The 7,800-nt window shown below is 73.0% G+C and carries 1 protein-coding gene and 1 pseudogene; both read right to left on the reverse strand.

The window, feature by feature from the left end; translation table 11 throughout:
- Window positions 1-7,181 (reverse strand): annotated as a pseudogene (locus AE652_RS43785) (beta-ketoacyl synthase N-terminal-like domain-containing protein); the annotation flags it as partial.
- Between the two features lie 28 nt (window positions 7,182-7,209).
- A partial coding sequence (locus AE652_RS06390) for an acyl carrier protein (protein ID WP_049650176.1) occupies window positions 7,210-7,800 on the reverse strand: 591 nt, incomplete at its 5' end.

Below are 7,800 nucleotides of genomic sequence, written 5' to 3' on the forward strand. Positions count from 1 at the left end.
GTCGACAGCGGAGACCTCGGCAACCTCGGCCACCGCCTCGGGCCAGTAGTGACGGTGCTGGAACGCGTACGTCGGCAGGTCCACCGTCAAACCACCGCCCAGGAGCCCGGCCCAGTCGACGGGGAGCCCCCGCACATAGGCCTCGGCGAGCGAGGTCAGCAGCCGCTGGGCGCCGCCCTCGTCGCGTCGCAGGGTGCCCACGACGACCGGGGAACGGTCCTCCAGGGCGTCGCCGATCGCCGGGGTCAGCACCGGGTGCGGCGACACCTCCAGGAACACACCGTGTCCCGCGTCGCCCAGAATCCGCACGGCACGGTCGAACTCCACCGTCTCCCGGAGCGACGCGTACCAGTAGGCCGGATCCAGCTCGGGGCCGGACAGCCACGCACCGGTCAGCGCCGACACCATCGGGATCCGGGCTTCGGTCGGAGCGATGCCCTGGAGAACCGAGAGGATCTCCTCCCGCAGCTCGTCCACGTGCGCGCTGTGGGACGCGTAGTCCACCGGGATCATCCGGGCACGCGGCGAATCCCCACAGGCGTCCGCCAGTTCACGCAGCGCATCGGCGTCACCGGAAACCACCGTCGCCGACGGACCGTTCACCGCCGCGACCGACAGGCGAGAGCCGTACGACGCGATCCGCGCGCGGACACCGTCCACCGGCTCCGCGATCGACAGCATCCCGCCACGACCGGCCAGCACCTTCAGGGTCTTGCTCCGCAGAGCCACCACCTTGGCGGCGTCCTCCAGGGAGAGAATCCCCGCGACGGCGGCAGCGGCGATCTCACCCTGCGAGTGACCCAGCACAGCGTCTGGAGCGACGCCCGCCGCCTGCCACACGGCCGCGAGCGAGACCATCACGGCCCACAGCGCCGGCTGCACGACGTCAGCGGCCTCGAAACCGTGCCGACCAGCCAGCACATCGTCCAACTGCCAATCCACGTAAGGCGCCAGGGCCGCAGCACACTCCGCCAGCCGCGCCGCGAACACCGGCGACGACGTGACCAGCTCACGCCCCATCCCGACCCACTGGCTGCCCTGGCCGGGGAAGACGAACACCGTCCGCCCCACACCAGCGGCCGCCACCGACCCGGTCACCACACCCGCCGCTGGCTGCTCGGTGGCCACCGCCACGAGACCCGCCACGAGCTCACTCCGCTCGCCGCCGAGCACGACGGCCCGGTGTTCCAGCGCCGCACGCGTCGTCGCCAGCGACCACGCGACATCGCCGACCGACAACTCCGGCCGCGCCAGCACGTGTTCACGCAGCCGACCGGCCTGACCGGCCAGCGCGGTCGCGCTACGACCGGACACCACCCACGCCTGGACCCCGCTCTCCACCGCCGGGGCGGGAGCCGGGTCGCTCGCGTCGATCGCGGCCGGGGCCTCTTCGATGATCACGTGCGCGTTGGTGCCGCTGATGCCGAACGCCGACACACCCGCCCGGCGCGGCCGCTCGCCCGCCGGCCACTCCACCTGCTCCTGGAGCAGACGGACGTTGCCCGTCTCCCAATCGACGTGCGAGGACGGCTCATCGGCGTGCAGCGTCTTCGGCAGCACACCGGCTTGCAGCGCCAGCACCATCTTGATCACACCGGCCACACCGGCGGCCTGCTGGGCGTGCCCGATGTTCGACTTCACCGAACCCAGCCACAACGGCCGGTCCTCGAACCGCTCCTGACCATAGGTCGCCAGCAGTGCACCCGCCTCGATCGGGTCACCCAGCTCCGTACCCGTCCCGTGCGCCTCGACCACGTCCACGTCCGCCGCCGAGATCCGGGCGTTGGCCAACGCCGCCCGGATGACCCGCCGTTGAGCAGGACCGTTCGGCGCCGTGAGACCGTTCGACGCGCCGTCCTGGTTGATCGCGCAGCCGCGCACCAGGCCCAGGACCCGACGGCCCTTGCGCTGCGCCTCGGAGAGCCGCTCCAGCACGAGCATGCCGGCGCCTTCGCCGATGCCCATGCCGTCCGCGCCCTCGCCGAAGGCCTTGCAGCGGCCGTCGGAGGCGAGCGCCCGCAGGCGCGAGAAGCCGACGAACTCGCCGGGGTCGGCCATCACCGTCACACCGCCGGCGAGGGCGACCTCGCACTCGCCCGACCGCAGCGCCTGCACCGCCTGGTGCAGCGCGACCAGGGACGAGGAGCACGCGGTGTCCACCGTCACCGCCGGGCCCACCAGGCCCAGGGAGTACGAGATCCGGCCGGAGAGCACGCTCAGCGCGTTCCCGGTGATCAGGTGGGCCTGGGCTCCCGCCTCGCCGCTCGCGGCGCCGATGTAGCCGGAGGAAGCCGCGCCGACGAAGACGCCGGTCGCGGAGCCGTGCAGCGACTTCGGGTCGATGCCGGCCCGCTCGACGGCCTCCCAGGAGGTCTCCAGCAGCAGCCGCTGCTGCGGGTCCATGCGAGGGCCTCGCGCGGGCTGATGCCGAAGAACCCGGCGTCGAACTCCGCGGCCCCGCTGAGGAATCCGCCCTCCACGACGTAGGTCGAGCCCTCGGCGTCCGGGTCCGGGTCGAAGAGCGCGTCGACGTCCCAGCCGCGGTCGGCCGGGAAGGCGCCGATCGCGTCCCCGCCCGCCGCCAGGAGGTCCCACAGCTCCTCGGGCGTCCGGACACCACCCGGGTAACGGCAGGCCATGCCGACGATCGCGATCGGATCGGTCGACACCGCCGCCGCCGTCACGGTCTGGCCCTCGTCCGCGTCCGTGCCGAACAGCGCGGCCAGGATCTCGTCCGCCAGCGCCGAGGCGCTCGGGTGGTCGAAGATCACCGTGGACGGCAGCCGGACGCCCACGGCCGCGTTGAGACGGTTGCGGAGCTCGACGGCGGTCAGTGAGTCGAAGCCCAGCTCCCGGAACGCCCGGCTGGCCACGATCTCGTCCACGGAGTCGTGGCCCAGCACCGCGGCGGCCTGGGCCCGGACCAGTTCCACGACGGTCCGGCGCCGTTCGGCCGCCGACAGGCCGGCCAGCTGGAGCTCGAAGTCACCGCGCCCGTCCTCGTCACGACGGACGGTCGTGTCCTCCTGGGCCTCGGGGATGGTGTCCAGCAGCGGGCGAGGCCGTGCGGCCGTGAAGACCGGCGCGAACTTCTCCCACTCGACGTCCGCGAGGGCGATGAAGGTCTCGTCGTCGGCCAGGATCTCGCCGAGCGCGGTCAGCGCTCGCTGGGTGTCGAGGAAGTTCATGCCCTGCCGCAGCAGGCGGTGCGGGGTGACGCGACCGGGCGCCTGGTCCATCGCCGCGTCGACGGCGTCCCAGTCGCGGGTGTTCCACACGCCCCAGGCGATCGAGGTCCCGGGCAGGCCGCGGGCGCGACGGTCCTCGGCGAGGCCGTCCAGGAAGGAGTTGCCGGCCGCGTAGGCGGCGTGGTCGTTGCTGCCCCAGGTCGCCGAGATCGACGAGAACATCACGAACTCGTCGATGCCCAGGTCGGCCGTCGCCTCGTCCAGGTGGACGGCGCCGGCCGCCTTCGCGCCGACCGCCAGGGCGAGCCCGTCGCGGTCGGTGTCCTCCAGCCGTGCGAGGAACGGGGTGTTCGCCGAGTGCAGGACGGTGGACAGGCCGGGGCCGGAGGCCTCGATCCACGTCACCATGCCGGTCACCTGCTCGCGCACCGACAGGTCGCACGACACGACCTCGACGGCCGAACCAGCCTGCGCCAGCGTGGCCGCGAGCGCCGCCACCCCGGGCGCCGACGGGCCGGAGCGGGAGGTCAGAACGACCCTCGGCGCACCGTGCTCGGCCAGCCACGGACCGAGGACCACACCGATCGCACCCGAGCCGCCGGTCAGCAGGACGGTGCCGCGCGGCGACCAGTCCTCCGACTCGACGCGCCGGGCCTCCGCCCGCACCAGCCGGCGCAGGAACACACCCGACGGCCGCACCGCGACCTGGTCCTCACTGCCATCGGCGAAGACGCCGACCAGACGAGCGGCCGCATCGGCGTCCACCACCGGCGGCAGGTCGACCAGACCGCCCCAGCGGTCCGCGTGCTCCAGACCGACCGTACGACCGAGACCCCAGACCTGTGTCTGCACCGGGCTCGTCGTCACCTCGTCCGGGCCGACGGCCACCGCGCCGCGGGTCAGCACCCACAGCGGAGCCGTGACCCCGGCCCGGCCCAACGCCTGCACCAGCTCGACGGTCTCCGCCAGCCCGCGCTGAACCAACGGGTGGTCGGCGAGCGGCGTCTCGTCCAGGGCCAGCAGCGACACCACACCGGCCACGCCCTCGGCCGGCACCGCGCCAAGCCGCTCCGGGCCGGCGGCCGTCACGACCTCGGCACCCTGACCGGCCAGCGCCTCGGCGACCGTCGCCGCCTCGGGGCCGTCGCCGACGACCAGCCAGGTGCCGGACAGGTCCGCCGGGCCACGAGCGGTGGAGGGCTGCCAGGTGATCCGGTAGCGCCAGTCGTCCACCGACAGCTTCGTACGCTCGACCGCCGGGGCCTCGGGCCAGTAGCGGCGCCGCTGGAAGGCGTAGGTCGGCAGCGCGACCGCCGTGCCGGCGCCGAGCACCGCCGCCCAGTCGACGGGGGCGCCCTGGACGTACGCCTCGGCGAGCGAGGTCAACAGGCGCTCGGCGCCGCCCTCCTCGCGCCGCAGCGTGCCGACCACGACCGGGGAGCGCTCCTCCAGGCTGTCACCGATCGCCGGGGTCAGCACCGGGTGCGGCGAGACCTCCAGGAACACACCGTGGCCTGCGTCGCCGAGAATCCGCACGGCGCGGTCGAACTCCACGGTCTCGCGGAGCGACGCGTACCAGTACGCCGGGTCCAGCTCCGGGCCGGACAGCCACGCGCCGGTCAGCGCCGAGACCATGGGGATGCGGGCCTCGGTCGGCGCGATGCCCTGGAGAACCGAGAGGATCTCCTCGCGCAGCTCGTCCACATGGGCGCTGTGCGACGCGTAGTCCACCGGGATCATCCGGGCACGCGGCGAATCCCCGCACGCGTCGGCGAGTTCACGCAGCGCGTCGGCGTCACCGGAGACGACCGTCGCCAACGGACCGTTCACGGCCGCGACCGACAGGCGGGAGCCGTACGACGCGATCCGCGCGCGGACACCGTCCACCGGCTCCGCGATCGACAGCATCCCGCCACGACCAGCCAGCACCTTCAGGGTCTTGCTCCGCAGAGCGACGACCTTCGCGGCATCGTCGAGGGACAGGATCCCGGCCACCGCGGCGGCAGCGATCTCGCCCTGCGAGTGACCCACCACAGCGTCCGGAGCGACACCGGCCGCCTCCCAGACCGCAGCGAGCGAGACCATCACGGCCCACAGCGCCGGCTGCACCACATCGGCGGCTTCAAAACCATGAAGGCCCGCCAGAACATCGTCCAACTGCCAGTCCACATAAGGCGCCAGGGCCGCGGCGCACTCCGCCAACTTCGCGGCGAAGACCGGGGACGACTCGGCCAGCTCACGCCCCATGCCGACCCACTGGCTCCCCTGCCCCGGGAAGACGAACACCGTCCGCCCCACACCAGCGGCAGCCACCGACCCCGTGACCACACCCGCCGCCGGCTGCCCGGTGGCAACGGCCGTCAGCCCCGCCGCCAGCTCATCCCGGTCCGCGCCGAGCACGACCGCCCGGCGCTCCAACGCCGCACGCGTCGTCGCCAGCGACCACGCCACATCACCGACCGACAACTCCGGCCGCTCCGCGACGTGTTCACGCAGCCGACCCGCCTGACCGGCCAGCGCCGCAGCGCTCTGACCGGAGACCGGCCAGGCCGACGCCCCACCGGCGAACACCGGAAGCACCCGGGCCTCCCGCGCCTCGGGTTCGACGGCCGCCGGGGCCTCCTCCACGATCAGGTGGACGTTCGTCCCGCTCACGCCGAACGCCGACACACCCGCCCGGCGCGGGCGCCCACCCGCCGGCCACGCCACCGCCTCCTGGAGCAGACGGACGTTGCCCGTCTCCCAGTCCACGTGCGAGGACGGCTCGTCCGCGTGCAGCGTCTTCGGCAGTACCTCGTGCCGCAGCGCCATCACCATCTTGATCACCCCGGCCACACCGGCGGCGCACTGCGAGTGCCCGATGTTGGACTTCACCGAGCCCAGCCAGAGCGGCCGGTCGGCGGCGCGGTCCTCGGCCTGCCCGTAGGTGGCCAGCAGCGCCTGCGCCTCGATCGGGTCGCCCAGCGTCGTGCCCGTCCCGTGCGCCTCGACCACGTCCACGTCCGCCGCCGACAGCTGCGCGTTCGCCAGCGCCGCACGGATCACCCGCCGCTGCGAGGGACCGTTCGGCGCCGCCAGACCGTTGGACGCGCCGTCCTGGTTGGCCGCGCTGCCACGGATCACCGCCAGCACCTGGTGCCCGTTGCGCCGGGCATCGGACAGGCGCTCCAACAGCACCATGCCCGCGCCCTCGCCCCAGCCGATCCCGTCGGCCTCCTCCGAGAACGCCTTCGACCGGCCGCTCGACGCCATACCGCCCTGACGCCCGAACTCCATGAACGCACCCGGCGACACCATCACCGCGACACCGCCGGCCAGCGCCATCGAGCACTCACCGGCCCGCAGCGCCAGGATCGCCTGGTGCATCGCCACCAGCGAGGACGAGCAGGCCGTGTCCACCGTCACCGCCGGACCGGTCAGACCCAGGCAGTACGAGATCCGGCCCGAGGCGACCGCCGACACCGCGCCGATCAGCCGGTAGCCGTCCAGGCTCTCGTCCTCGACGGGCAGAACCGAGCTGTACCCCGACGTGTTGGCTCCGATGAACACACCGGTCATCGACCCGTGCAGCGACTTCGGGTCGATCCCGCCGTGCTCGATGGCCTCCCAGGAGGTCTCCAGCAGCAGCCGCTGCTGCGGGTCCATCGCCAGCGCCTCACGCGGGCTGATTCCGAAGAACCCCGCGTCGAACTCGGTCGCGTCGTAGACGAATCCGCCCTGCCGGCGGTACGTCTGCCCTCGGCCGAACGCCTCCTCGAAGGCCTCCCAGCCGCGATCGGCGGGGAAGGCGCCCACCGCGTCGACACCGCCGGCCACCAGGTCCCAGAACTCCTCGGGACCCGTCACACCGCCCGGGAACCGGCAGCCCGCACCCACGATCGCGATCGGCTCGCTCGACGCCGCAAGGAGCGCGCTGTTCTGCTGCCGGAGCCGCTCGGCTTCCTTGAGGGAGGTGCGAAGTGCTTCGACGAGCCTGTCGTTGGTCGTTTCCATGATCATGTGCTCCGAATCAACGAGGGCGTCAGGAGTCTTTGCCATCGAGGGCTATGCGAATGAGGTCTTCGGCGTCCATGCCGTCGATGGACTCCGTGTCCGTTCGACTGTCCGCGCCGTTGTCCTGGGCCGGGTCGGCGAGTTGCAGCAGCAGGTCCAGCAGGCCGGCCTGCCGGATGCGGGCCAGCGGGATCGCCGAGATGGCCTCCTTGAGGGCCGGCTCGTCCGCGTCACCCTCCGGAGCGGCCTGCTCCGGCATGAACTCGCGCAGGATCTGCTCCGCGAGGGCGGTGGCGTTCGGGTGGTCGAAGACCATCGTGGAGGCCAGTCGGATACCGAGCGCCTTGGAGAGGCGGTTCCGCAGCTCGACGGCTCCGACGGAGTCGAAGCCCAGCTCCTTGAACGCGCGTTGCGGCAGCACGTCGTCCGCCGAGTCGTAGCCGAGGACCGCGGCCGCGTGGCCCCGGACCAGGTCGGTCAGGACCTGGCGCTGCTCAGCGACCGGCATTCCGGCCAACCGGCCCGCCCACGCGCCGACTTCCTCGGTCGTGGTGGTACCGGCCTCGGCGGCCAGGGCCTCCCGAACCTCGGGAAGGTCCGCCAGCAGACGGCTGGCCCG

The sequence above is a fragment of the Kitasatospora sp. MY 5-36 genome (genome assembly GCF_001182915.1).
Lineage (GTDB): Bacteria > Actinomycetota > Actinomycetes > Streptomycetales > Streptomycetaceae > Kitasatospora.